Here is a 21,453-nt window from a genome sequence, read left to right as displayed (position 1 = left end):
ACCAGAGCATCATCGTTCTAATCTGTGCAATGCGACCGCACGTCGCCCGAAGTCAAGCCAAGCTGTGCCGGAGGACGACACGGATCGGGTTTCCTATCGCGCGGGCGGCCCGGCGGGCCCGGGCCTGCGGTCCCGAAGCGCGGTCAGGCGGCGCCAGCGGGCGGTGAGCAGGATCGCGACGACGAACAGGCCGGCGCAGAAGCCGAGCCAGATCCCGTAGCCCTGCAGCCCCGCCCCCCAGCCGAGCGCCGCGCCGGCGGGCACGCCGATGCCCCAGTAGCCGCCGACGGCGATCAGCATCGGCACCTTCGTATCTTGCAGGCCGCGCAGCATCCCGAGGGCGACGGACTGGACCCCGTCGGCCACCGCGAACAGCGCCGCGAAGCCGAGCAAGCCGACCGCGTAGGGCATCACCGCGGCGTTGGCGGGTGCCTCGACGTCGAGGAACAGCCCGATCAGCAGGCGCGGCGCGCCGAGCTGGAGGCTGGCGCAGGCCGCCATGAAGCCGAAGCCGAGCGCCAGCGCGACGCGGCCGGCGAGCCGCACGCCCTGCGGGTCGTGCGCGCCGTGCCGCAGGCCGACGCGCACGGTGGCGCCCTGCGCGACCCCGTTCGGGACCATGAAGCAGAGCGCCGCGATCTGGATCGCCACCGCGTGCGCGGCGAGCTGGGCCGCGCCGAACAGCCCCATGCCGAGCACCGCCGCCTCGAACAGGCCGGCTTCCGCGAGCCCCGTCCCCGCCATCGGCAGGCCGAGGCGGAACAGGGCCGAGAGGCGCTTCGCATCGAAGCGCCAGACCCGGTGCAGCAGCCGGTACCGGCGCAGGCCGCGGTCGCGCAGGATCACCGCAACGAGCACGAGGAGGGTGAAGAACGCGGCGCAGGTGGTGGCGATGCCGACCCCGACCAGCCCCATGCCGAGGCGTCCGGGGCCCTCGAAGGCGAGCCAGACCCCGAGGCCGATATTGACCGGCAGCGCCATCAGGCTGGCGGCGAGCGGCCAGCTCGGGCGCTCCAGCGCCGCGAAGGTGCCGCGCAGCACCATGAACAGCAGGGCCGGCCACATCGCCCATTGCAGCGCGCGCATGTAGCGGCCGGCATCCTCGGCCAGCGCCGGCGGCTCGCCGATCGCTTCCAGCAGCGCCCGCGTGTGCCACAGCCCGAGCATCAGCGGGATCGCGACGAGGGTCGCGGCCCAGAACCCGGCCCGCACGAGGCGGCGCACGGCGTCCGAATCGGTGCGGTCGCGCCCGAGCGCCTCCGCGATCAGGGGCGCCACCGCCGAGGTCAGGCCGATGCCGCAGATGAACAGGATGAAGTACAGGCTGGTGGCCAGCGTCGCCGCCGCGAGCTCGGGCGCGCCGAGGCGGCCGAGCATCACCGTGTCGGCGGTGATCAGCCCGTGCTGGGCGAGGTTGGTGAGGACGAGGGGCGCGGCGAGCGCGAGGGTCGCGCGCAGCTCCGCGATCCACGGTCGCCGGACGGGAGGCCGCCCCTCCCCAGCCGAGGCCGCGAGGCCGAATGCCGGCATGTCTTGGTCTCTCGATGATCTGGCCGGCGCGGCCGCCCATTTGAATGAAGAGAGGTCCTATGCCCTCCCCGTCATTCCGGGCTCTGGTTCCGCGCGTTCTACCCCGGCAACGCGTCGGAAATCCGACGGGGCTCGGGTTTGGGCGCCCGGTCGGGCAGGAAGCCGCCGGACTGGCGCTCCCACAATCGGGCGTAGAGGCCGCCGCGGCCGATCAGCTCGGCATGCGTCCCCTCCTCGACGATGCGGCCCTCGTCGATGACCACGAGGCGGTCGAGCGCCGCGATGGTCGAGAGCCGGTGGGCGATGGCGAGCACGGTCTTGCCCTGCATCAGGGTGTCGAGGCTCTCCTGGATCGCCGCCTCGACCTCCGAATCCAGCGCCGAGGTCGCCTCGTCGAGGATCAGCACGGGGGCGTCCTTGAGGATCACCCGGGCGATGGCGATGCGCTGGCGCTGGCCGCCCGAAAGCTTCACCCCGCGCTCGCCGACCTGGGCGTCGTAGCCGCGCCGCCCCTTGTGGTCGACGAGGTCATGGATGAAGGCGTCGGCATGGGCGAGCTCGGCGGCGCGGGCGACCGCGTCCATGGTCGCGTCGGGGCGGCCGTAGGCGATGTTGTCGCGGATCGAGCGGTGCAGCAGCGAGGTGTCCTGGCTGACCATGGCGATGGCGCCCCGCAGCGAATCCTGCGTGACGCGCGCGATGTCCTGGCCGTCGACGGTGATGCGGCCGCTCTCGACGTCGTGCAGGCGCAGCAGCAGCGAGGTGATCGTGGTCTTGCCCGCGCCGCTGACGCCGACGAGCCCGACCTTCTCGCCGGCCCGGATGTGCAGCGACAGGTTCTCGATCACGTTGGCGTCGCCGCGGCCGTAATGGAAGCCGACGTTCTCGAAGCGGATGTCCCCGCCCGCGACCTTCAGCACGGCGGCGTCGGGCGCGTCGACGAGCCCGTGCGGACGACTGATCGTCTGCATGCTCTCCTGGATCACGCCGACGTTCTCGAACACGCCGCGCACGGTCTGCATCACCCAGCCCGACATCGCGAGCAGGCGCAGCACCAGCGCGAGGCCGGCGGCGGCCTCGCCCGTGGTCATGCCGCCGCGCTGCCACAGCATCAGGCACAGGGCGCCGGTGGCGAGCAGCAGGGCGCTGTTGAGGATGCCGAGCAGGGTCGTCGTCAGCGTCACCAGCCGGAACTGGTGCAGGTAGGTCCGGGTGTTGCTGTCGATCGCCTCGCGCACGGCCGCGCGCTCCTCGCGGTCGCGGGCGAAGAGCTTGACGGTGAGGATGTTGGTGTAGCTGTCGACCACCCGCCCGACCAGCGCCGAGCGGGTCTCGGCGGTGCGGTGCGACCGCTCGCGCGCCCGCGGCACGAACCACGCCGTCAGCCCGGCATAGGCCGCGATCCAGGCCACCACCGGCAAGGCCAGCCACACCGAGATCGACGAGAACAGGCCGACCGCGGTGATCGCGTAGATCGCCACGTAGAGCAGGGTGTCGATGAACACGACCGCGATCTCGCGCACCGCCGGGCCGACCTGGACGATGCGGTTGGCGAGGCGGCCGGCGAAGTCGCCCTGGAAGTACGAGAGCGAGTGGCTGAGCGTGTAGAGGTGGGTGCGCCAGCGGACCTGGTTGGTGGTCTGCGGCACGATGAGCTGGTTCGAGGCGACCTCGTGCAGCCAAATCGTGGTCGGCCGCACCACCACGAGGAACAGCGCGGCGAGCGCCAGCGCGAGCCCGTGATCCTGCAGCAGTGTCGTCCGGTCGGCGCCGTTCATCAGGTCGATGAACCAGCGCATCAGCAGGTAGAGCGAGGCCTCGACCGTGCCCGCCACCACCGCGATGACGAACAGGGCGGCGAGCGCGGCCCGCATCGGGCGCAGGTAGAACGCGGCGAAGCCGAGCACGGTCTTAGGGGGCATCCGCTCCGCGTCGAAGGGCGCGAACGGGTCGATGCGGCGCTCGAGCCAATCGAGGAACATGGTGTCACGGTGCTTTGCGTCGGGGAGGCGTGACCCTCATGTAAGCCCGCGGTCGTCCCGGCCAAGCGCGGAGCGATGCCGCAGCGCGTCGGGGCTGCCATGCGTCGGCACGGATCGGCGGTGCCGGCGTGGATTGGTCGGCGGCGCCGAAGCGGATATCCCCGGAGCATGCTCCGCCTCGCGCTCTACCAGCCCGACATCCCCCAGAACACCGGCACGCTGCTGCGCATGGCGGCCTGCCTCGGGCTCTCCGTCGAGATCGTCGAGCCGGCGGGCTTCGACGTGTCCGACCGTCACCTGCGCCGCTCGGGGCTCGACTACCTCGACCACGTCGCGATCACCCGGCACCGTTCCTGGGCGGCGTTCTCGGAATGGCGCCTCCAGGCAGGAATCCGCCTGGTGCTCGCCACCACCGCGGGCGCCCTGCCCTACACGGGCTTCGCCTTCCGCGACGGCGACTGCATCCTGATGGGCCGCGAATCGGCCGGCGTGCCCGAGGCGGTCCACGCCGCGGCCGACGCGCGGGTGGTGGTGCCGATCCGCGCCGGAATGCGCTCGCTCAACGTCGCGGTCGCCGCGGCGATGATCTGCGGCGAGGCGATCCGGCAGGGGGCCGGGCCGACGGCCTGAGGCGCCCGGCCCGCGCGCGCCCGACGGTGTCGCCGGGCGCCTCGCGCCGGTTCGCGGCCGTGGGCGGTGGCTCGCGCCCGCGCGATCGGCGTCACGCCGTCACGCCGGCGCGCGGGCCGCGAAGACCTCCTTGGCGGCGAACAGGCCGTTGAGGGCGGCCGGGAAGCCGGCATAGACCGCCATCTGCATGATCACCTCGGTGATCTCGTCGCGGGACAGGCCGACGTTCAGGCCCGCCTCGATGTGCACCTTCAGCTGCGGCGCGGCGTTGCCCATCGCCGTCAGCGCCGCGATCGTGGCGATCTCCCGCGATCGCAGGTCGAGGCCGGGGCGGCTGTAGATGTCGCCGAACGGGAACTCGATCAGGTAGCGGGCGAAATCCGGGGCGATGCCGGACAGCGCCGCGATCACGTGCTCCCCGGCCTGCCCGTCGATCTCAGCGAGCGCGCGGGCGCCCCGCGCGTAGCGGCTTTCCAGGGTCGGGCTCTGGTCGGTCGTCATCGTGCATCCCTTCGGTCGAGCAGGCATAGCCGGCGATCTTCGTGTCGAGGACGGCCAGGGCGTCCTGCAACGCGGCGACGTGCGCGCGGACCTGCGCGCGATGCCGTTCGAGCAGCAGGCGCCGTTCCGGAGCCGTCGCCGGTCCGGCGCGCCGCAGGGCCGCGTAATGCAGCATCGTCCGGATCGGCATGCCGGTGGTCTTGAGACGGTCGAGGAAGCCGATCCAGGCCAGGATCGACCCGTCGTAGTCCCGGTGCCCCGCGGCGTCCCGCTCGACGAACGGCAGCAGCCCGATCCGCTCGTCGTAGCGGAGGGTGTGGGCCGTCGGCCCCGAGCGTTTGGCGAGTTCGCCGATCCGCATGTGCCGCTTGCCTTTCGGCCCTTTGACCCTCTGACCCTTTGGGCCCTCGCCACGATGCCATCGAGGCTACGGCTTCGAGCGCGCTCGAAGTCAAGCGCGGGTCGAAGCCCGGTTTCGCGATGCGTGAATTGACGCCGCCGGGGCGGAGTGGGACATCCCGTCCATGACGATGCCGGACACCGAGAAAGCCCGCCCCCGCCTGCCCGAGGCCGACGTCACGGCGCTCAAGGCCGAGGCGACCGCGTGGTTCACGACGCTGCGCGACCGCATCGTCGGCGCGCTCGAGACCTTGGAGGCCGAGGCCGAGGGGCCGTTCCATCCGGACGCACCCGCTGCGGCCGGGCACTTCGAAAAAACCCCCTGGGAGCGGACCGACCACACCGGCCGGCCCGGCGGCGGCGGCACCATGGCGATGCTGCACGGCCGGGTGTTCGAGAAGGCCGGCGTCCACGTCTCGGCGGTGCACGGCGAGTTCGCGCCGGAGTTCCGCGCCCAGATGCCGGGCGCTGCGGAGGACCCGCGCTTCTTCGCCACCGGCATCTCGCTGATCGCGCATCCGTGGAACCCGAACGTGCCGACGGTCCACATGAACACCCGCTTCGTGGTGACGACGAAGACGTGGTTCGGCGGCGGGGCCGACCTCACCCCGGTGCTCGAGCGCCGGCGGACGCAGGACGACCCCGACACGCGGCACTTCCACGCCTGCCTCAAGGCAGCCTGCGACGCCCACGCCCCGGCGGCGAACTACGACAAGTACAAGCAGTGGTGCGAGGAATACTTCTACCTGCCGCACCGTAAGGAGCCCCGCGGCGTCGGCGGGATCTTCTACGACTACCACTGGACTGGCGACCCGCAGGCCGACCTCGCCTACACCCGCGACGTCGGCGGCGCCTTCCTCGCGGCCTATCCCGAGATCGTCCGGCGCAACGTCGCGACGCCCTGGACCGAGGCCGACCGTCTGGAGCAGCAGGTGCGGCGCGGGCGCTACGTCGAGTTCAACCTGCTCCACGACCGCGGCACGATCTTCGGCCTGAAGACCGGCGGCAACGTCGCCTCGATCCTGTCGTCGCTGCCGCCGACCGTGCGCTGGCCGTGAGCGACGACCTCCCCAAAAGCTTCGCCCCGCAGCAGGACGCGGCGCTGAAGGCCATCGCCGCCTGGCGCAAAGACAAGGGCGCCGCCCAGGTGTTCCGGCTGTTCGGCTACGCCGGCACCGGCAAGACCACGCTGGCCCGCCGCATCGCCGACGACGTCGACGGCTCGGTGGTGTTCGGCGCCTTCACCGGCAAGGCGGCCTCGGTGATGCGCCAGAAGGGCTGCCAGGACGCCGCGACGATCCACTCGCTGATCTACCGCACCAAGGAGACGGAAGAGGGCGGCCCCGCCTTCTCGCTGAACCGCGCCGGGCCGGCGGCCAAGGCCGACCTCATCGTCATCGACGAGTGCTCGATGGTCGATTCCGACCTCGGCCACGACCTGCTGTCGTTCGACAAGCCGGTGCTGGTGCTCGGCGACCCGGCGCAGCTGCCGCCGGTGCGCGGCGGCGGCTTCTTCACCGAGGCCGAGCCCGACGTGATGCTGACCGAGGTCCACCGCCAGGCCAAGGACGACCCGATCGTGCGCATGGCGATGACGGTGCGCGAGGGCGGCCGGCTCGCGCTCGGCGAGTACGGCGCCAGCCGCGTGGTCTCGCGCCGCGCCATCGACCCGACCCAGGTGCTCGACTGCGACCAGGTGCTGGTGGGCATGAACAAGACCCGCCGTCTCTACAACGGGCGGCTGCGGGAGCTGGCCGGCCACGTCGACCCGATGCCGGCGGTGGGCGAGAAGCTGGTCTGCCTGCGCAACGACCGCACCAAGGGCCTGCTCAACGGCTCGACCTGGACCGTGCAGGCCCTGCGCGCGCCGCCCCGCCCCGACACGATCCGCCTCGACGTGGTGCCGGAGGACGACGCCGGCATGCGCAAGCGCGCCATCGACATCAAGGTTTTACGCGCCGTGATTTCCGGGTCCGATGAGGAGATCCCGGCCTTCCTGCGCCGGGAGACCGACGAGTTCACCTACGGCTACGCGCTCACCGTCCACAAGGCGCAGGGCTCGCAGTGGGACAAGGTGGTGCTGTTCGACGAATCGTTCGCCTTCCGCGAGCACCGGGCGCGGTGGCTCTACACCGGCCTGACTCGCGCGGCGCAGGCGATCACGGTGGTGGTGTAGGACCGGCTCTTCCCTTCCCCGACGGATCTCGTGCTCGCCCGAGATCCGCACCCTGTGTGCCCAAGTCGGGCAGGCCCGACTTGGGTGCGGGGGGGAGGGCTTGCAGTCTCAGAGCTTCGTCCCGAAGATCTCCGCCACCTGCGGGATGTCCTTGTCGCCGCGGCCGCACAGGTTCATCACCATGAGATGGTCGGCCGGCTTCTTCGGGGCCATCTCCAGCACCTTGGCGAGGGCGTGGGCCGGCTCCAGCGCCGGGATGATGCCCTCGAGCATCGAGCACAGCTTGAACGCGCCGAGCGCCTCCTGGTCGGTGGCCGAGAGATAGGTGACGCGGCCGGCCTCGTGCAGCCAGGCGTGCTCGGGGCCGATGCCGGGATAGTCGAGGCCGGCCGAGATCGAGTGCGCGTCCGCGATCTGCCCGTCGTCGTCCATCAGCAGGTAGGTGCGGTTGCCGTGCAGCACCCCCGGCCGTCCGCCCGAGAGCGAGGCCGCGTGCAGGCCCGACGAGACGCCGTGGCCGGCGGCCTCGACGCCGAAGATCTCCACGTCGCGGTCGTCGAGGAAGGGGTGGAACAGCCCCATCGCGTTCGAGCCGCCGCCGATGCAGGCCACGAGCGAATCGGGCAGCCGCCCCTCGGCCTCCAGCATCTGCTCCTTGGTCTCGCGGCCGATGATCGACTGGAAGTCGCGCACCATCGCCGGATAGGGGTGCGGGCCGGCGACCGTGCCGATGCAGTAGAACGTGTCGGCGACGTTGGTGACCCAGTCGCGCAGGGCCTCGTTCATCGCGTCCTTCAGGGTCTTGGTGCCGGACTCGACCGGGATCACCTCGGCGCCGAGCATCTTCATCCGGAAGACGTTCGGGGCTTGGCGCGCCACGTCGACGGCGCCCATGTAGACCACGCAGGTCAGGCCGAACCGGGCGCAGAGGGTCGCGGTGGCGACGCCGTGCTGGCCGGCGCCGGTCTCGGCGATGATCCGCTTCTTGCCCATCCGGCGGGCGAGCAGGATCTGCCCGAGGACGTTGTTCACCTTGTGCGAGCCGGTGTGGTTCAGCTCGTCGCGCTTGAAGTAGATCTTCGCGCCGCCGCAATGCTCGGTCAGCCGCTCCGCGAAGTAGAGCGGGCTCGGCCGGCCGACGTAGTGCTTGAGGTAGCCGTCCATCTCGGCCTGGAACCCCGGGTCGGCCTTGGCCGCGGCGTAGGCCTCTTCCAGGGAGAGGATCAGCGGCATCAGCGTCTCGGCGACGAAGCGGCCGCCGAAGATGCCGAACCGGCCGCGCTCGTCGGGGCCGGTGCGGAACGAGTTCGGAGGGGGAGAGAGGGTCACGGATCGCGTCCTTGTTCGCGAGGGTGGGGTCGCGACGCGGTGATCGCGAAGGGCGGTCCGGGTGCGTGGCGCACCGGGCGCGCCGGGTCGCGTCCGGTTTGCGGTAGGATCGCCCCGCGGGTCAACACGCGCCCGCGCATGGCGGCCGGGGCCGACCGTCGCGGCGGGACGAAAAAGGGCCGGGCGTCGCCGCCCGGCCCTCGTTGTCCGATCCCGTCCGTGCCGGGCTATTGCGGCTTGTCGGCGGGAACGCCCTGCTCGCTGCCGTTCGCCTTGAGATCCTGGGCCTTCTGCTCGGCCGCGGGGTCGGCCTTGGCCGGCGCCTCGGTGGTCGCGGGCGCCGGCGGCGCGGTCGGCGCAGGCGCCGTGTCGGCGGCGGGCGACGGCCCGCTGCTCTCGGGCGCCGACTTCTGCTCGACCGCATTGCGGTTCTCGGAGCCGGCGCCGGCGGGCGCGCCGGGCGGCTTCTCGGTCACCGGCTTGGCGCCCTCCGCCTTGGTGTCGGCGGGCTTGGCCGGGCTGTCCTTGCCCTCGGAGGCCTTGCCGGCCGCCGGCTTCTCGGAGGTCGGCTTGTCCGCCGGCTTGGCTTCGGCGGGCTTGGCTTCGGCGGGCTTGGCGTCGGCCGGCTTGTCGGCGGGCTTGGCATCGGCCGCCTTCTCGACCGCCGGCAGCGGCTTGGGGCTGTCCGACAGGGTGTGGAGGTAGGCGATGACGTTGGCGCGCTCCTGAGGCGAGCCAATGCCGGCGAACGCCATCTTGGTGCCCTTCACGTAGGCCTTGGGGCTCGTGAGGAACTCGTCGAGGTCGGCGTAGGTCCAGGTGCCGCCCTTCTCCTTCATGCCGGCCGAGTAGTCGAAGCCCTCGTGGCTGCCCTTCTTGCGCTCGACCACCTCCCACAGGTCGGGGCCGACCTTGTTCGGGCCGCCCTTCTCGAAGCTGTGGCAGGCCTGGCACGCCTTGGTGCCGCCCTGGCCCTTCTCGACGTTGGCGGAGGCCAGCCGCACGGCGATCGGCTCGACCTTGGCGGCCTCGGGCGCCGCGGCGCTCTCCTCCTTGGCCTCGGGCAGGTCGTAGCCGGCCTTGCCCGCGGGCTTGGGATGGTAGATCAGCTCGGCGACGAAGCCCGATCCGGCCACCAACAGCAGGGCGCCGAGCACCGCACCGGCCACCTTGTTCAGCTCGAACGAGTCCATGCTTTCTTCAACTCCTGTCGCGCTGCGCGGCGGGCGAATCCGCGCCCGGCCTGCCGGCGCCGGACTTTGGAAGATTTCGAGGGTGCTTAGCCGCTCGAAGCCGACCTTGACAATGGCGGAATGGGTGACAGTCGGCACACGATTGGTCGCACGCCGCCGCCCGCCTCGACGCGCCCGGGCGGCGCGAGTGCCCGCGCCGCGCGCCCGAGGCCCGGCGCACGGCTTCGATGACAAGCCGGCGGGCGCCTGTTAAGCACCGGCCCGCGCCCCGGCCGCCGTCCTGCAGATCGCCCGTCGATGTCCGATCCCCTCGTCCTGATCCCCGCCCGCCTCGCGGCGACGCGGCTGCCGAACAAGCCCCTGGCGCTGATCGCCGGCGAGGCGATGATCGTGCATGTCTGGCGCCGCGCGGTCGAGGCCGGGATCGGGCCGGTGGTCGTCGCCACCGACACCGCCGAGATCGCCGCCGCGGTCGAGGCGGTGGGCGGCGTCGCGGTGATGACGCGGGCCGATCACCCGTCGGGCTCCGACCGCCTCGCCGAGGCCCTGGAGATCGTCGACCCGCAGGGCAACCACGACGTCGTCGTCAACGTGCAGGGCGACCTGCCGACGATCGATCCGCGAGCGATCGGGGCGGCGGTGGCGCTGCTCGCCGACCGCGCGGTCGACATCGCCACGCTGTGCGCGCCTATCGTCGACCCGGCGGAGGCCGAGAACCCGAACGTGGTCAAGCTCGTCGGCCACACGGTCGGGCCGGAGCGCCTGCGCGCGCTCTACTTCACCCGCGCCCGCGCCCCCTGGGGCGACGGGCCGCTGTTCCACCATATCGGCCTCTACGCCTATCGCCGCCGGGCGCTGGCGCGCTTCATGGCGCTGCCGCCGGGCGAGCTCGAGACCCGCGAGAAGCTGGAGCAGCTCCGCGCGCTGGAGGCCGGGATGCGCATCGACGCCGCGATCGTCGACGACCTGCCGCTCGGCGTCGACACCCCCGCCGACCTGGAGCGCGCCCGCGCGCTGCTCGGCGCCCGCCGCCTCAACTGACCGTTGCGATGACCGATCCGAAGACCATCAGCTACCAGGGCGAGCCCGGCGCCAACTCGCACATCATCTGCGCGGAGGCCTACCCGGACTGGACCGCCCTGCCCTGCCCCACCTTCGAGGACGCCTTCGCGGCGGTCACCGAGGGCCGTGCGCAGGCGGCGATGATCCCGATCGAGAACTCGATCGCCGGCCGCGTCGCCGACATCCACCACCTGATCCCGACCTCGGCCCTGCACATCGTCGCCGAGCACTTCCTGCCGATCCACTTCCAGCTCATGGTGCTGCCGGGCACGCGGATCGAGGACCTGCGCTCGGTCCACACCCACGTCCACGCGCTCGGCCAGTGCCGTCGCATCATCCGGCGGCTCGGCCTCAAGGCGGTGGTGGCCGGCGACACCGCGGGCGCCGCCCGCGAGGTGATGGAGGCGGGCGATCCTTCCCGCGCGGCGCTGGCGCCGGCTCTGGCGGCGGAGGTCTATGGCCTCGACATCCTCGCCCGCGACGTCGAGGACGAGGCCCACAACACGACGCGCTTCGTGGTGTTCCGCCCCGAGGCCCTGCCGGTGGCGGCGGGCGACCGCCCGATGGTGACGAGCTTCGTCTTCCGGGTGCGCAACATCCCGGCCGCGCTCTACAAGGCGCTCGGCGGCTTCGCGACCAACGGCGTCAACATGTCGAAGCTCGAGAGCTACATGGTCGACGGCGAGTTCACCGCGACGCAGTTCTACGCCGAGGTCGACGGCCATCCCGAGGAGCCGGGCCTCGCCCGCGCGCTGGCCGAGCTCGCCTACTTCTCGCGCGAGCTGCGGATCGTCGGGACCTACCCGGCCCACCCGTTCCGCGACGCGGCGCGGCCGGCGGCGGAGTAGCTCACTCCCGCCCGATCACCCGGTCGACCACCACGTCGGACCAGAAGCCCGGCCGGAAGCCGCGCTTGAGCGCCTCCGGGTCGTAGACGGTCTCGACCCAGGTCAGGAAGTCGAGCCCCTGCCCTGCGCCCTCCAGGGCGTAGCGGGCGAAGAACGCATCCAGGATCCCGGTCTTGGCGAAGCGGAAATGGCCGTAGCGGGCCGAGAGCTGGCGCGCGGCCTCCGCCACCGGGCGGTCCTCGTGCAGGATCAGGTAGAGGGCGGCGCCCAGGCCCGCCCGGTCGGCGCCCGACTTGCAGTGCATCACCGCCGGGTATTCGAGGCCGGCGAAGAAGTCGCGCGCGGCCAGGATCGTCTCGCGGGAGGGCGCCTCGCGCGAGCGCAGCACGAACTCGACGAGCTTGAGCCCCTGGCGCTCGCAGGCCTCGCGCTCCAGCGGCCAGGAGCCGTGCTCGCGCCCGCCGCGCAGCGAGACCACGGTGCGGACCCCCTCCGCCCGGAAGCGCGCCAGCTGGTGCGGGCCCGGCTGGGCCGAGCGCCACATCTTGCCCGTGCCGATCCGGTGGCGGTTGAGATAGGCCATCCGGAAGATGCCGTGATCGACGAACAGCATGTTCGCCCAGGCGCCGAGCCGTGCCGGCGCGCCGCTGATCGGCCGCGCGAAGCGCTCGATGCGGGCCATGCGCCGGGCGTAGCGGGTCTCGGGGCTGAGGAAGCGGTTGAACACGGGCTCTCGCGGTGGTGGCGAGGGGCAGGCTCTATCAGCGCGCCCCCGGGCGGGCAATTCGGCATCTCCCTTGCCTGTGCCCGTCGCGAAGGGCGCTTGGCTGCCTTCTGTTCGCCCCGATCGGGGGCGAACCTGACGGCCTGCCGCGGGTTGCCCCCCGCCAACCGCACGATCGAACCGAAGGGTCCGGCCATGAGCACCCGCACCACGAGCATCCGCCGGGCCCGCAACGCGGATGTCGGCGCGCTGTCGGCGGTGTTCGATGCGGCCTGGCGCGAGGCCTATCGCGGGATCATCCCGGGCGTCGCGCTGGAGCGGCTGATCGCGCAGCGCGACGGCGCGTGGTGGCGCGCCGCGCTCAAGCGCGGCCGGCCGATCGCGGTGGTCGAGACCGCCGACACGGTGGTCGGCTACGCCGGCTACGGCCGCGCCCGCAGCCGGTCGCTCGGCGTCGAGGGCGAGGTCGACGAGCTCTATCTCCGGCCGGAATACCAGGGCGTCGGCCTCGGGCGGCGCCTGTTCCTGGCGGTCCGCAACGACCTCGCCGACCACGGCCTGGCGCGGATCGGCGCCTGGACGCTGGAGGACAACGCCCGCGCCGCCGACTTCTACGCCGGCCTCGGCGGGCGACCCGGCCCGCGCGCGCTCGACCGCTTGGCCGGCGTGCCGCTGCCGAAGGTCGGCTACCTGTTCGGCTGACGGTTCTTCCCGTTCGTCGCGGCGTGCGGCGCGGCGCGGATTTGCTTCGCGCGCCAAGGGCTTTATGAGACCCGCGCAACGGGGCGAGGCCCCGATCTTCCGGGATGCGCCAGCGCCATGATCATCGACAACATCTCGATCGGCAAGAACCCGCCGCACGACGTCAACGTCATCATCGAGGTGCCGCTCGGCGGCGAACCGATCAAGTACGAGATGGACAAGGAAGCCGGCGCGCTCGTCGTCGACCGCTTCCTCTACACCCCGATGTTCTACCCGGGGAACTACGGCTTTATCCCGCACACCCTGTCCGGCGACGGCGACCCCTGCGACGTGCTGGTGGCCAACACCCGCGCCGTGGCGCCCGGCGCGATCATGAGCGCCCGCGTGGTCGGCGTGATGGTGATGGAGGACGAGGGCGGCGAGGACGAAAAGATCATCGCCGTGCCCTCGCGCCACCTCACCAAGCGCTACGACCGGATCGAGAACTACACCGACCTGCCCGAGATCACGATCCAGCAGATCCAGCACTTCTTCGAGCACTACAAGGATCTCGAGCCCGGCAAGTGGGTCAAGTTCGTGCGCTGGGGCGACAAGGCCGAGGCGCACCGCCTGATCCACGAGGCGATCGACCGCGCCAAGAAGGCCAAGGCCTGAAGGGTTTCCCCGGGCCGATCGAGGCCCGCGCCCGGCTCCCTTCCCCGCGGACGGGGAGAGAGCCGGGCGCTTCAAAGAGATGACGTGAGACGTCAGAGCGCCTCGCCGCGCAGCAGGCGCGGCTGGGCGCCGCGCGCGCCGGCGGCCTCGCCGACGAAGAAGCGCTTGAGGCCGGGCATCCGGTCGACGAGGCCGAGGCCCAGGTCGCGGGCGATCCGCAGCGGCAGGGCGTCGTTCGAGAACAGCCGGTTGAGCCAGTCGGTCGCCGCCGCCATCGCCAGCGTGTCGAACCGGCGCGCCCGCTCGTAGGCGACGAGCACGTCCGCCGCACCGGGATCGAGCCCGAGGCGCAGGGCGCCGGTGACCGCCTCGGCGAGGGCTGCCGCATCCGCCAGGCCGAGATTGAGGCCCTGGCCCGCGATCGGGTGGATGACGTGGGCGGCATCCCCCAGGAGCGCGAGGCGTTCGGCGCGGAAGCGCCGGGCGATGCCGAAGGCGAGCGGATGGGCGCTCGGGCCCTGCTCCAGGGCCAGCCGCCCGAGATCGGGCGTGAACCGGCGCTCGATCTCGGCCAGCACCGCGTCGGGCTCGCCCCCGAGCAGGGCGTCGACGTCGGCGGCCCGCTCGGTCCAGACGATCGAGGAGCGGTGCCCTTGCGGCCCGTCGGCCAGCGGCAGGATCGCGAACGGCCCGCTCGGGAGGAAGTGCTCGGTCGCCCGGCCCCCGTGCGGACGCGCGTGCCGGATCGTCGCGACGATGCCCGTCTGCGGGTACGACCAGCCGACCCAGCCGATCCCGGCCGCCTCGCGCAGGCGCGAGCGCGCCCCGTCGGCGGCCACCAGCAGCGCGGCCCGGAGGGTGCGGCCGTCGGAGAGGGTGGCGCGGATCGCGTCGCCGTCGGGCTCCGCGCGGGCGATCCCGACCGGGTCGAGCGCGACGCCGGCCGCCGCGCAGGCCGCGCGGAGCGCCGCCGCCAGCGTCTCCGCCTCGACCATGTGGGCGAAGGGGCCGTCGGAATCGCGCGGCGTCTGCGCGAAGGTCAGGAAGACCGGGCGGACCGGGTCGGCGAGCCGGCTGTCGCTGATCGCCATCTCGGTGATCGGCGCGGCCGCCGCCCCGAGCCGGTCCCAGATCCCGAGCCGCTCCAGCATGCGCCGGCCGCCGGCCGCGATAGCGAAGGCCCGGCCGCGCTGCCGCTCGGCCGCGCGCGGAAGGCCCGGATCGCAGACCGTGACGGCGAGCGCGTCGCCGTGCGCCTGGCGCAGCGCCAGGGCCAGCGACAGGCCCGGGATGCCTGCGCCCGCGAGCAGCAGGTGGCGGCTGCCCGGGCGGGTCGTCGAACCCCTCATCGCCTCGTCCTCATCGTTCCCTCGCGCGAGGAAGTGACACCGCTTCCGCCCGCAGGCAACGCGCGGGCTCGTCCGGCGGGCGCAGGGAAGCGCGGTCGCACCGCGAGCCCGATGGCGAGGCAGGCCGCGCGGATGCTATGGCGGACGCCTCCTCGCCCCGAAAGCCCGCCGCACAGCCATGCCGACCGATCCCGTCCCGCCGACCGATTCCGGCATCGTCGCCGAGCTTCTCGCCATCCTCGACCTCGAGCGGCTGGAGACCGACCTGTTCCGCGGCGTCAGCCCGCGGAACGGCTGGAAGCGGGTGTTCGGCGGGCAGGTGGTGGGTCAGGCGCTGGTCGCCGCGACCCGGACGGTGCCGAGCGCCCGCGCGCCGCACTCGCTCCACGCCTACTTCCTGCTCGGCGGCGACCCGAGCGTCCCGATCGTCTACGAGGTCGAGCGCATCCGCGACGGGCAGAGCTTCACCACGCGCCGGGTCAAGGCGATCCAGCACGGGCGCGCAATCTTCGCGATGACCGCCTCGTACCAGGTGACGGAAGCCGGCCACGCCCACCAGGCGGCGATGCCCGACGCGCCGCCCCCGGAATCGCTGCCCGACACCAAGTCCCTGCTCGCCAGGGGCATGCCCGGCATCCCCGCGGCGGTGGCCGGCTATTTCGGCCGTCCGCGCCCGATCGAGCTGAAGCCGGTCGACCTGCGACGCTATCTCGAAGGCGGGCCGCAGGCGCCGCTGTGCAACGTCTGGCTGCGCGCGGCCTCGCAGCTCCCCGACGATCCGGCGATCCACCAGGCGGTGCTCGCCTACGCGTCCGACATGACGCTGCTCGATGCCACGCTGATCGTCCACGGGCGCTCGGTGTTCGATGCCGACATCCAGTCGGCGAGCCTCGACCACGCCCTGTGGTTCCACCGCCCGTTCCGGGCCGACGAGTGGCTGCTCTACGCCCAGGACAGCCCCAATTCCGCCGGCGCGCGGGGGTTCGCCCGCGGCCAGATCTTCGCGCGCGACGGGACGCTGGTGGCGTCGGTGGCGCAGGAGGGCCTGATCCGCCCGCGGCCGGCCTAGTTTGGCGTCAAACCGCCGGCAGGCCGCCGCACGCGCCGAATTACTGCGCTTCTGATGAGCATTTGCCCGTTTTGTGTGCGATTACTGCTCAGCTTGAGCCCGTCCCCGCGCCAGTCCGCGACCAAAGCGTGTGCATCCGGCGGTCGCGTGAAAAGGTTCCCAAAAAGTTCGGCGCTGGCATAGTCCTTGAATGAGGGCCCGGCGATCGCGGGGTCATTCGGATCCTGCGCGACCATCCTGGACCGGAACCCCCTGCCGAGCGTCGGCTGCGGCACACGGTTCCCAACCCACGCAGGGGGCGCCAAGCATGAAGATCGTGATGGCCATCATCAAGCCGTTCAAGCTGGAGGAGGTGCGTGACGCACTGACCGGCATCGGCGTGCACGGCCTGACGGTGACCGAGGTCAAGGGCTACGGCCGCCAGAAGGGCCACACCGAGATCTACCGCGGCGCGGAATACGCCGTGAGCTTCCTGCCCAAGCTGAAGATCGAGGTCGCGGTCGCCGCCGACCTGACCAGCACGGTGATCGACGCCATCGCGGGCGCCGCCCGCACCGGCCAGATCGGCGACGGCAAGATCTTCGTCATGCCGCTGGAGAAGGCCGTCCGGATCCGCACCGGCGAGACCGACGCCGACGCGCTCTGAGCCGGCCCGCGAGGGCCGCCGCCCTCACCACCCATTTCTGCCTCGCAACAATCCTGACAGCACCGCGACCCGGGAGTCTCGTGTCCATGAAACTTCGCAACGCCCTCGCGCTCGGACTGGGAGGGGCCGCGCTCGCCCTGGTCCTCGTCGAGCCGTCCCTCGCGCAGACGCCGGTGCCGGAAGCGGCCTCGGCGCCCGCGCCCGTCGCCCTGGTGCCCAACAAGGGCGACACCTCCTGGATGCTGATCTCGTCGGCCCTCGTGCTGATGATGAGCGTGCCGGGCCTGGCGCTGTTCTACGGCGGCCTCGTGCGCACCAAGAACATGCTCTCCGTCCTGACCCAGGTCTTCGCGATCGTCTCGATCGTCTGCCTGCTGTGGGTGTTCTACGGCTACAGCCTCGCCTTCACCAACGGCGGCACCATCAACGACTTCGTCGGCGGCTTCTCGAAGGCGTTCCTGAAGGGCGTCGACCCGAACTCGACCGTCGCCACCTTCTCCAACGGCGTCGTCATCCCGGAATACGTCTACATCTGCTTCCAGATGACGTTCGCGATGATCACCCCGGCCCTCATCGTCGGCGCCTTCGCCGAGCGGATGAAGTTCTCGGCGCTCGTGGTGTTCACCATCCTCTGGGTGACGCTGATCTACTTCCCGATGGCGCACATGGTCTGGTACTGGGGCGGCCCGGACGCGGTCGGCAACGCCGCCAAGGCGCTCGCCATGGCGACCGACGACGCGGCCAAGAAGACCGCGCAGGACGCGCTCGACGCCGTCAACGCCGATGCGGGCTTCCTGTTCAAGAAGGGCGCCCTCGACTTCGCCGGCGGCACCGTCGTGCACATCAACGCGGGCATCGCCGGCTTCGTCGGCTGCCTGATGCTCGGCAAGCGCATCGGCTACGGCCGTGACCTGCTCGCCCCGCACTCGCTGACCATGACCATGATCGGCGCCTCGCTGCTCTGGGTCGGCTGGTTCGGCTTCAACGCCGGCTCCAACCTCGAGTCGAACGGCACCACGGCGCTCGCCATGATCAACACCTTCGTCGCGACCGCGGCGGCGGCGGTCTCCTGGCTGTTCGTGGAGTGGGCGATGAAGGGCAAGCCGTCGCTGCTCGGCATGGTCTCCGGCGCCATCGCCGGCCTCGTCGCCGTCACCCCGGCCTCGGGCTTCGCCGGCCCGATGGGCTCGATCGTGCTCGGCCTCGTCGCCGGCGGCGTCTGCTTCGTGATGTGCTCCACCGTGAAGAACGCGATCGGCTACGACGACTCGCTCGACGTGTTCGGCGTCCACTGCATCGGCGGCATCCTCGGCGCCCTGGCGACGGGCATCCTGGTGGATCCGAAGCTCGGCGGCGTCGGCATCCCCGACTACGCGACCAAGCCCGGCGAGATGGTTCTCGGCACCTACGACATGATGAGCCAGTTCATCATCCAGGCCGAGGCCGTCGGCCTCACCCTGCTGTGGTCGGGCATCGGCTCGGCGATCCTGTACAAGCTCGTCGACCTGACGATCGGCCTGCGCGTGACCCAGGACGAGGAGCGCGAGGGCCTCGACATCGCCGATCACGGCGAGCGCGCCTACAACTACTGATCCATCGACGTCCCCATGACGCCGACGAAGCCCCGGTGCCCCGCACCGGGGCTTCTTTCGTGGCGGCCATCCCCGAGGCGGTCGCGGGGCAGCGGTCGGGGGATCCGGTCCTTCGTCCGGAGGCGTCTCGAACCAAGCCGATGCGTGCAACGTGTCCCGAGGCTCGCGACCAAGTCCAGGATCAGTCCTCGATCGTCGAGCGATTCGCCGATGCAGTCGATCCGGCCCGGTCCGGCGGCGCTTGGTAACGATCCGTTAACGAAGACGCACGGAATTCCGGATGATCCGCGCCGGATGGGCCGACTGGTTGTGGTGCGACGGCAACACATCTTGAGCTTGGGGCGGCTGCGGCCGCGATTGCCCGTTTCGTAGGCAATTGCCCGAAAGTTGTTTTTGCGGAGGGTGGGAACTTTCGGCACCTTGGCCGCAGCAAAAAACAAACGGGGCTCGGACTATGACCTTGAAGCTGTTCCTCCAGGGCGCCACGGCGTCGATCGCCACGCTGCTCTGCGTCGGACAGGTGTCGGCCGCCGACCTGTCGGCCAAGCCCGCTCCGCCCCCGGTCCCCGAGGCCTGCAAGGTCGCGATCACCTTCCCGGCCTACGGCGGCGTCATCAAGCAGAACCCGAACCCGAGCTGCTTCACCATCGGCGGCATCGGCGAGATCTACGTCGGCGGCGCGGTGACCGGCTACGCCTACACGCAGACCAACCCGTTCAACACCGCGGTCACGCCGCCCGGCGTTCCCGCCGACCGCGCCGGCCGCGTCGACTTCTCGAACCTGCAGGGCTTCATCCAGAAGGCCGACGGCCCGTTCCAGTTCTACGTCGCGGTCGGCGCCTACACGATCCCCGGCCTCGGCGCGCCGATCTACAGCGCCTTCGATCAGACCGATCTGCTCTTCACCCCGGTCTCGATCGCGTTCGGCAAGTACCAGATCAACGACGAGTGGTCGCTCCAGGGCGGCCGCATGCCGACCAACATCGGCTCGGAGCTGCCGTTCACCTTCCAAAACCTGAACATCTCCCGCGGCCTGCTATTCAACCAGGAGAACGTGATCAACCAGGGCGTCCAGGTGAACTACGCCAGCGGCCCGTGGGCGGCCTCGCTGGCGGCGACCGACGGGTTCTTCTCGGGTGAGCTCAACTGGATCACCGGCCTGATCACCTACAAGATTGACGACGCCAACACGATCGGCATCAACGGCGGCACGCACTTCAGCAGCTTCAATTCCGGCCTGCAGAGCCTGCGCTTCCAGTACGCCACGCCCCTGTCGCTGCAGAACAGCAGCATCATCAGCCTGAACTACACCTACTCGGCCGGTCCCTGGATCGTGACGCCCTACATCCAGTACACCAACGTCGAGCGCAACGCCGCCCTCGGGCTCAACGGCGCCGAGACCTTCGGCGGCGCGATCCTCGCGAGCTACGCCTTCACCGACAACTTCGCCCTGGCCGGCCGCTTCGAGTACATCGCCCAGAGCGGAAACCGCTTGAGCCTGTTCCCCGACACCTCCGTCCTCTACGGCGCCGGCAGCGAAGCGCTCTCCTTCACCGTCACGCCGACCTTCACCTTCGGCCAGTACTTCCTCCGCGGCGAGTACTCGCGGGTCGAGCTCTACGACATCACCCGCGGCAGCCTGGCGGCCGGCACCCTCGGCACCGGCTTCGGCCGCACCGGCAACCGCACCTCGCAGGACCGCTACATGGTCGAGACCGGCATCACCTTCTGATCCCGGCGGCCTGCGGGGCCGTCCTCACGGTCCCGCATCCACCACGCCAACGAAAACGGGCGGCCCGATCGGGCCGCCCGTTTTCGTTGGCGCGCTGCCGGGTGGCGCGCGGGCCGCGTTCCTACGCCGCCTGCGTCAGGGCCGCCTTCTCCCGGGCGAAGGCCCAGTCGAGCCAGGGCGTCAGCGCCTCGAGGTCGCTCCGCTCCACCGTGCCGCCGCACCAGATGCGCAGGCCGGGCGGCGCGTCGCGGTAGGCGCCGATGTCGAGGGCCACGCCCTCGCGCTCCAGGGTCTCGACGATGCCCTTGGCCACGCGCTCCACCACCGCGTCGCCCAGCGCCAGCACGTCGGCATCGGCGATGACGAGGCACACGCCGGTGTTGGAATACGTCGCCGGGTCGACCGCGAGGTTGGCGATCCAGGGCGTGCGCGCGACCCAGTCGTGGATCACCCGCGCGTTGCCGTCCGCCCGCGCATGCAGGGCGTCGAGCCCGCCGAGGTCCTGCGCCCAGGCCAGCGTGTCGAGGTAGTCCTCGACCGCGAGCATGGAGGGCGTGTTGATGGTGTCGCCGGAGAAGATCCCCTCGATCAGCTTTCCGCCCTTGGTCAGGCGGAACACCTTCGGCAGCGGCCAGGCCGGGACGTGGCTCTCGAGGCGGGCGACGGCGCGGGGCGAGAGCACCAGCATGCCGTGCGCCGCCTCGCCGCCCATCACCTTCTGCCAGGAGAAGGTCACCACATCGAGCTTGTCCCAGTCGAGCGCCTGGGCGAAGGCGGCCGAGGTCGCGTCGCAGATCGTCAGCCCCTCGCGGTCGGCGGCGATCCAGTCGCCGTTCAGCACCTTCACCCCGGCGGCGGTGCCGTTCCAGGTGAAGACCACGTCGTTGTGCTTCGTGTCGATCGCCGACAGGTCGGGCAGCACGCCGTAGGGCGTCTGGTGGATGCGCGGGCTGATCTTGAGCTGCCTCAACGCGTCGGTGACCCACTCCGAGCCGAACGCCTCCCAGGCCGCCACCTCCACGGTCCGCGGCCCGAGCATCGACCACATCGCCATCTCGACGGCGCCGGTGTCGGAGGCCGGGACGATGCCGATGCGGTAGTCGGCCGGCACGCGCAGCACGTCGCGGGTCAGGTCGATCGCCCGGCGGAGCTTGGCCCTGCCGGCGACCGAGCGATGCGAGCGGCCGAGCGGCGCGTCGGCCAGGGCCGCCGGGGTCCAGCCGGGGCGCTTGGCGCAGGGGCCGGAGGAGAAATGGGGCACCCGGGGGCGGGTGTCGGGTCGGCGCAACATGAGGATCCATCCTTACAGATGGGCGCACCTCGTCGGGGAGGCGT

The 21,453-nt window shown here is 71.5% G+C and carries 20 protein-coding genes; 11 read left to right on the top strand and 9 right to left on the bottom strand.

The genetic code is table 11. The features are described from left to right. Positions 1–93: 93 nt before the first annotated feature. Together ACFZ8E_RS12595 and ACFZ8E_RS12590 are read right to left on the bottom strand one after the other, a co-directional pair. Positions 94–1,530, bottom strand: coding sequence for an MATE family efflux transporter (locus tag ACFZ8E_RS12595; protein ID WP_405042890.1), 1,437 nt, complete (start codon positions 1,528–1,530; stop codon positions 94–96). Positions 1,531–1,628: 98 nt separating this feature from the next. After that, the gene (locus tag ACFZ8E_RS12590; RefSeq protein ID WP_405042889.1) at positions 1,629–3,512 is read right to left on the bottom strand and encodes an ABC transporter ATP-binding protein; all 1,884 of its coding nucleotides are present in this window, start codon (positions 3,510–3,512) and stop codon (positions 1,629–1,631) included. A 168-nt stretch (positions 3,513–3,680) separates the two neighbouring features. Between ACFZ8E_RS12590 and ACFZ8E_RS12585 the strand changes: the two genes are divergently transcribed. Continuing rightward, positions 3,681–4,142 (top strand): tRNA (cytidine(34)-2'-O)-methyltransferase, encoded by a 462-nt coding sequence (locus tag ACFZ8E_RS12585; protein ID WP_147842697.1) that lies wholly within the window; start codon positions 3,681–3,683, stop codon positions 4,140–4,142. A gap of 99 nt (positions 4,143–4,241) precedes the next feature. Here the strand turns inward: ACFZ8E_RS12585 and ACFZ8E_RS12580 are convergent, their stop codons facing one another. Both ACFZ8E_RS12580 and ACFZ8E_RS12575 read right to left on the bottom strand, forming a co-directional pair. After that, entirely contained in the window at positions 4,242–4,643 is a 402-nt protein-coding gene (locus ACFZ8E_RS12580) for a carboxymuconolactone decarboxylase family protein (RefSeq protein WP_243950418.1), read from the bottom strand. Further along, the gene (locus ACFZ8E_RS12575) at positions 4,579–5,004 is read right to left on the bottom strand and encodes a MerR family transcriptional regulator (RefSeq protein ID WP_405042888.1); all 426 of its coding nucleotides are present in this window, start codon (positions 5,002–5,004) and stop codon (positions 4,579–4,581) included. The genes ACFZ8E_RS12580 and ACFZ8E_RS12575 overlap by 65 nt, the downstream gene beginning before the upstream one ends. 163 nt (positions 5,005–5,167) lie before the next feature. Between ACFZ8E_RS12575 and hemF the strand changes: the two genes are divergently transcribed. Together hemF and ACFZ8E_RS12565 are read left to right on the top strand one after the other, a co-directional pair. Continuing rightward, positions 5,168–6,100 (top strand): oxygen-dependent coproporphyrinogen oxidase, encoded by a 933-nt coding sequence (hemF, locus tag ACFZ8E_RS12570; RefSeq protein WP_405042887.1) that lies wholly within the window; start codon positions 5,168–5,170, stop codon positions 6,098–6,100. After that, positions 6,097–7,218: an ATP-dependent RecD-like DNA helicase gene (locus ACFZ8E_RS12565; RefSeq protein WP_405042886.1), complete on the top strand. Its 1,122-nt coding sequence runs from the start codon at positions 6,097–6,099 to the stop codon at positions 7,216–7,218. The genes hemF and ACFZ8E_RS12565 overlap by 4 nt, the downstream gene beginning before the upstream one ends. 108 nt (positions 7,219–7,326) lie before the next feature. Here the strand turns inward: ACFZ8E_RS12565 and trpB are convergent, their stop codons facing one another. Continuing rightward, positions 7,327–8,547: a tryptophan synthase subunit beta gene (gene trpB, locus ACFZ8E_RS12560; protein WP_147844278.1), complete on the bottom strand. Its 1,221-nt coding sequence runs from the start codon at positions 8,545–8,547 to the stop codon at positions 7,327–7,329. Positions 8,548–8,774: 227 nt separating this feature from the next. Beyond that, on the bottom strand, positions 8,775–9,740 hold the full coding sequence (locus ACFZ8E_RS12555) for a c-type cytochrome (protein WP_405042885.1): 966 nt from the start codon (positions 9,738–9,740) through the stop codon (positions 8,775–8,777). Between the two features lie 297 nt (positions 9,741–10,037). On the opposite strand from ACFZ8E_RS12555, the gene ACFZ8E_RS12550 reads away from it, so the two are divergent. Together ACFZ8E_RS12550 and ACFZ8E_RS12545 are read left to right on the top strand one after the other, a co-directional pair. After that, a complete protein-coding gene (locus ACFZ8E_RS12550) occupies positions 10,038–10,781 on the top strand; it encodes a 3-deoxy-manno-octulosonate cytidylyltransferase (RefSeq protein WP_147729379.1) in 744 nt (247 codons plus the stop codon). Between the two features lie 8 nt (positions 10,782–10,789). Next, positions 10,790–11,650: a prephenate dehydratase gene (locus ACFZ8E_RS12545; protein WP_147729380.1), complete on the top strand. Its 861-nt coding sequence runs from the start codon at positions 10,790–10,792 to the stop codon at positions 11,648–11,650. Position 11,651: 1 nt separating this feature from the next. On the opposite strand, the gene ACFZ8E_RS12540 is transcribed toward ACFZ8E_RS12545, so the two are convergent. Beyond that, the gene (locus tag ACFZ8E_RS12540) at positions 11,652–12,377 is read right to left on the bottom strand and encodes a tyrosine-protein phosphatase (RefSeq protein ID WP_147844116.1); all 726 of its coding nucleotides are present in this window, start codon (positions 12,375–12,377) and stop codon (positions 11,652–11,654) included. A 192-nt stretch (positions 12,378–12,569) separates the two neighbouring features. Here ACFZ8E_RS12540 and ACFZ8E_RS12535 point away from each other — a divergent pair, with 192 nt between their 5' ends. Next, complete coding sequence (locus ACFZ8E_RS12535) at positions 12,570–13,076, top strand: GNAT family N-acetyltransferase (protein WP_147844117.1); 507 nt, start codon at positions 12,570–12,572, stop codon at positions 13,074–13,076. Positions 13,077–13,193: 117 nt separating this feature from the next. Further along, positions 13,194–13,730, top strand: a complete 537-nt coding sequence (ppa, locus tag ACFZ8E_RS12530) for an inorganic diphosphatase (protein WP_147730016.1) — start codon at positions 13,194–13,196, stop codon at positions 13,728–13,730. Positions 13,731–13,822: 92 nt separating this feature from the next. Here the strand turns inward: ppa and ACFZ8E_RS12525 are convergent, their stop codons facing one another. Continuing rightward, positions 13,823–15,079 (bottom strand): FAD-dependent monooxygenase, encoded by a 1,257-nt coding sequence (locus ACFZ8E_RS12525; RefSeq protein ID WP_405042884.1) that lies wholly within the window; start codon positions 15,077–15,079, stop codon positions 13,823–13,825. 178 nt (positions 15,080–15,257) lie between these two features. Here ACFZ8E_RS12525 and tesB point away from each other — a divergent pair, with 178 nt between their 5' ends. From tesB to ACFZ8E_RS12505, 4 genes are all read left to right on the top strand, one after another. Continuing rightward, positions 15,258–16,148 carry an acyl-CoA thioesterase II gene (gene tesB / locus ACFZ8E_RS12520; RefSeq protein ID WP_147728183.1) on the top strand — a complete coding sequence of 297 codons (891 nt, stop codon included), beginning with the start codon at positions 15,258–15,260 and terminating at the stop codon, positions 16,146–16,148. A gap of 307 nt (positions 16,149–16,455) precedes the next feature. Continuing rightward, a complete protein-coding gene (locus ACFZ8E_RS12515) occupies positions 16,456–16,794 on the top strand; it encodes a P-II family nitrogen regulator (protein WP_147728184.1) in 339 nt (112 codons plus the stop codon). A gap of 86 nt (positions 16,795–16,880) precedes the next feature. Beyond that, positions 16,881–18,386 carry an ammonium transporter gene (locus ACFZ8E_RS12510; protein ID WP_147728185.1) on the top strand — a complete coding sequence of 502 codons (1,506 nt, stop codon included), beginning with the start codon at positions 16,881–16,883 and terminating at the stop codon, positions 18,384–18,386. 454 nt (positions 18,387–18,840) lie between these two features. Then, positions 18,841–20,118 carry an outer membrane beta-barrel protein gene (locus ACFZ8E_RS12505; protein WP_147728186.1) on the top strand — a complete coding sequence of 426 codons (1,278 nt, stop codon included), beginning with the start codon at positions 18,841–18,843 and terminating at the stop codon, positions 20,116–20,118. Positions 20,119–20,239: 121 nt separating this feature from the next. Here ACFZ8E_RS12505 and ACFZ8E_RS12500 read toward each other — a convergent pair whose 3' ends face one another. Beyond that, positions 20,240–21,409 carry a phosphoserine transaminase gene (locus ACFZ8E_RS12500; RefSeq protein WP_243950410.1) on the bottom strand — a complete coding sequence of 390 codons (1,170 nt, stop codon included), beginning with the start codon at positions 21,407–21,409 and terminating at the stop codon, positions 20,240–20,242. Positions 21,410–21,453: the final 44 nt, after the last annotated feature.

The organism is Methylobacterium sp. HMF5984 (assembly GCF_045033435.1).
In the GTDB taxonomy this organism is placed as follows: Bacteria; Pseudomonadota; Alphaproteobacteria; order Rhizobiales; family Beijerinckiaceae; genus Methylobacterium.
This window is presented reverse-complemented; position numbering and strand designations above follow the sequence as displayed.

What these genes read in the sequence shown, in the direction of transcription:
- ACFZ8E_RS12595 (WP_405042890.1), bottom strand. Translation starts at nt 1,530, where the DNA reads ATGCCGGCATTCGGCCTCGCGGCCTCGGCTGGGGAGGGGCGGCCTCCC.
- ACFZ8E_RS12590 (WP_405042889.1), bottom strand. Translation starts at nt 3,512, where the DNA reads ATGTTCCTCGATTGGCTCGAGCGCCGCATCGACCCGTTCGCGCCCTTC.
- ACFZ8E_RS12585 (WP_147842697.1), top strand. Translation starts at nt 3,681, where the DNA reads ATGCTCCGCCTCGCGCTCTACCAGCCCGACATCCCCCAGAACACCGGC.
- ACFZ8E_RS12580 (WP_243950418.1), bottom strand. Translation starts at nt 4,643, where the DNA reads ATGACGACCGACCAGAGCCCGACCCTGGAAAGCCGCTACGCGCGGGGC.
- ACFZ8E_RS12575 (WP_405042888.1), bottom strand. Translation starts at nt 5,004, where the DNA reads ATGCGGATCGGCGAACTCGCCAAACGCTCGGGGCCGACGGCCCACACC.
- hemF (WP_405042887.1), top strand. Translation starts at nt 5,168, where the DNA reads ATGACGATGCCGGACACCGAGAAAGCCCGCCCCCGCCTGCCCGAGGCC.
- ACFZ8E_RS12555 (WP_405042885.1), bottom strand. Translation starts at nt 9,740, where the DNA reads ATGGACTCGTTCGAGCTGAACAAGGTGGCCGGTGCGGTGCTCGGCGCC.
- ACFZ8E_RS12550 (WP_147729379.1), top strand. Translation starts at nt 10,038, where the DNA reads ATGTCCGATCCCCTCGTCCTGATCCCCGCCCGCCTCGCGGCGACGCGG.
- ACFZ8E_RS12545 (WP_147729380.1), top strand. Translation starts at nt 10,790, where the DNA reads ATGACCGATCCGAAGACCATCAGCTACCAGGGCGAGCCCGGCGCCAAC.
- ACFZ8E_RS12535 (WP_147844117.1), top strand. Translation starts at nt 12,570, where the DNA reads ATGAGCACCCGCACCACGAGCATCCGCCGGGCCCGCAACGCGGATGTC.
- ppa (WP_147730016.1), top strand. Translation starts at nt 13,194, where the DNA reads ATGATCATCGACAACATCTCGATCGGCAAGAACCCGCCGCACGACGTC.
- ACFZ8E_RS12525 (WP_405042884.1), bottom strand. Translation starts at nt 15,079, where the DNA reads ATGAGGGGTTCGACGACCCGCCCGGGCAGCCGCCACCTGCTGCTCGCG.
- tesB (WP_147728183.1), top strand. Translation starts at nt 15,258, where the DNA reads ATGCCGACCGATCCCGTCCCGCCGACCGATTCCGGCATCGTCGCCGAG.
- ACFZ8E_RS12515 (WP_147728184.1), top strand. Translation starts at nt 16,456, where the DNA reads ATGAAGATCGTGATGGCCATCATCAAGCCGTTCAAGCTGGAGGAGGTG.
- ACFZ8E_RS12510 (WP_147728185.1), top strand. Translation starts at nt 16,881, where the DNA reads ATGAAACTTCGCAACGCCCTCGCGCTCGGACTGGGAGGGGCCGCGCTC.
- ACFZ8E_RS12505 (WP_147728186.1), top strand. Translation starts at nt 18,841, where the DNA reads ATGACCTTGAAGCTGTTCCTCCAGGGCGCCACGGCGTCGATCGCCACG.
- ACFZ8E_RS12500 (WP_243950410.1), bottom strand. Translation starts at nt 21,409, where the DNA reads ATGTTGCGCCGACCCGACACCCGCCCCCGGGTGCCCCATTTCTCCTCC.